General features: G+C 56.4%; 2 protein-coding genes. Both read right to left on the bottom strand.

From position 1 onward, the window contains the following. Positions 1–329: 329 nt before the first annotated feature. Positions 330–1,460: an IS91 family transposase gene (locus NB063_RS28710; protein ID WP_250932577.1), complete on the bottom strand. Its 1,131-nt coding sequence runs from the start codon at positions 1,458–1,460 to the stop codon at positions 330–332. Positions 1,461–1,481: 21 nt separating this feature from the next. Further along, on the bottom strand, positions 1,482–2,390 hold the full coding sequence (locus NB063_RS28705; protein WP_250932575.1) for a tyrosine-type recombinase/integrase: 909 nt from the start codon (positions 2,388–2,390) through the stop codon (positions 1,482–1,484). Positions 2,391–2,514: the final 124 nt, after the last annotated feature.

The raw sequence follows: 2,514 nt of genomic DNA, 5'->3' as shown, positions 1-2,514 counted from the left end.
AACCAGTAAGGCTTTGACATCGCGAGGTACGAGCCGATGTTCAAGGCCTTTGTTCAAGAAGCTCGGTTGATGAGAGGGGCGGTCTCTCGATCAAACGTATGGGGTTTGCTTCGGCATTTCACTCAGGATTGCTGCGGGCCGATCCAAGTGATGAAGCTGGTGCGACTGGATGACTCGAGGTAAGTGCGTGGCGATGCCATTGTTCGTGATCGAGAGAAGGGTGAAGACTTGATTTTTTGTGATTTCGATTGAGTCGGCGCGCTTCTCCATCTCACGCCTTCCCGATGACGTTCCGATGAGATCGATTTGTTGGGTCGTGCCGGCTGACATCATCCGCTGTCGAAGTATCCCAGGGCTCGGTCGTCGTCACATACGATCGGATCGTAAGTCACTTCGACCACACGCAATTCACCACCACAGTCCGAGCAGCGCAGCGTTGCGGTGAGCGGTCTCTCCTGCGGTGCATGTCCGCTGGCCAGCCAGAACGTCCATCCTAAAAACAACCACGCCAGCCACCGAACCTCGTCGAGCTTGATTTTCGAGTTTGGACTCATCCAACCGTAATGCCGGATCTTCTGAAAGCCCGTTGGAAGCACGTGTTGGGCGAAGCCTTCTGCGAACGCTTCTCCCTCGACGGTCCGCGTGACCGTGGACTGGGATTTCGATGGACGCACCGTGTAAGTCACCGACGAGTCCTCGGCTGCCACGATTCGCTTGTCGCTCAGGGCAACTCGATGAACGTAGGGGGCCAAGTATTTCAAAGTGGCAAGGCCGTGTCCGACGGCTTGAATATCGACCACGAACTTCTTGTCCCAAGCTGACGCCGGGACGCTGTCGTAAAGTTCACAAGCTCGTAGCTCATCGGCGAGCTTCGCCTTATAGACTCGCACCAACGTGTCATGATGAAATAGAAAGTTCTTCGGCGTGCTCTGCCATGACTCAGGCTGGCCGTCCGCATCCAACTTCACCCCGCCGCCGGGAACGACATAGTGAACGTGTGGATGATAGACAGCTGGGTCACGCCCCCAAGTGTGAAGCACACCAAAGAAGCCGAGCTGGCATTCTTTCAAGCTTTTGGTTGCCGCACCGACGTCGCGAATACTTTGGCTGCTGGCGTCAAACAAACAGCGATAGCCTTCACGTTGGTGTCCGCGCAGCACGCAACTGATTTCCCGAGGTACCGTGAAAGTGACCAGGAAGTGATGGACCGGCATCAGTTTGGCTGTTTGTTTTTCGATCCAGAGTTGTGTCTTCTCGTGACCGCAGGCTGGGCAGTGTCGATTACCGCAGGAGCGGCCTACCCAGTGTTCGCGACCACAACCGTTGCACTGGTAGCGAACGCCACCGAGAGCGCCAGTACGGCAACGAATGATCGACGAGAGGACTTTTTGCTGAGCGATCGAAAGGGTCTGCCAAATCGCCGGGGCGTGTTTGCGCAGTGCGTCGGCAACCGAGGACATCGCAGCTAGCGTGGACTGGCGTTACGGTCGACGGAAGATTCGCTCGATGGCGTCGCGTGCCTGGGTTTCGGCCGTTTCGGTCAGGTGCAGGTAGATCAGCGTGGTTTGCAGACTGCTGTGACCGAGGTACTGCTGGATGACTTTCAATGACACGCCGGCTTCGAGCAGATGCGTCGCGTAAGAATGTCTGAGCGTGTGCGTGGAGACTTTCTTTTGAAATTTGAGCTGACCGGCGATCTTGCCGATCGCTTTCTGGACGGTGCTGGTTTGGATCGGGGTGTTGCTGGTAGCGGACTGTTTGTGATCACGTCCTTCAGCCGGAAACAGGAACCGGGGATGGCGATGAGTCACCCAGTGCCGTCTCAGCCAGTTCAAGGTTTCGGCTGGCAGCGGCACGTAGCGATCCTTGGCGCCCTTGCCGCGATGAATGTGGACCATCATCCGCTCGCCATCGATATCACCGACCTCCAAGTTCCTGGCCTCCTCAAGCCTCAGCCCCAGGGAGTAAGTGGTCCAGTAGAACAGAGCGATTCTTTCGACGCGGCAGGCGTCGATGATAGCGTGAACTTGATCGATGGTGAGGACTTCGGGCAGCGTCTTGGCCCTCTGGAGCTTCATCGTGGCGAGAGTTTCCCAGTTTCGCTTGCAGGTTCGGGTGTAAAAGAACTTGATCCCAGAGAACGCGACTCGGATGGAACCGTAGGCGAAGAGCTTCTCGTTTTTGAGATAGAGGAAGTACTGCCGCAGCTGACGTTCGGAGATTCGATCAGGGCGTGTTTTTGCCCAATCGGAGAGCTGTCGAACGGCTCGCAGGTAGCCATGAACGGTGCGTTTGCTGAAACCTGCCAGCTGCAGGTCTTCGCTCATCTTCTGGTAGAGCGAACCGTCAAAGTAGATTGAGGACTTGGGCGGGTGATTGTAGTTGACCATCGTAGGGTCTCCTTGGTGAGAGAAAAGAAACAACCAAGGAAACATGCCAGCGCCGAGCGACGCTGCTACAATGCGGGCAACACCAACACCCTCACGCCCCGCCGCGATAGCGGCTTACTTGAAC

The organism is Aporhodopirellula aestuarii (assembly GCF_023701485.1).
Classification (GTDB): Bacteria; Planctomycetota; Planctomycetia; order Pirellulales; family Pirellulaceae; genus Rhodopirellula; species Rhodopirellula aestuarii.
The sequence above is the reverse complement of the archived record's forward strand: the minus strand, read 5'-3'. Positions and strand labels throughout refer to the sequence as shown.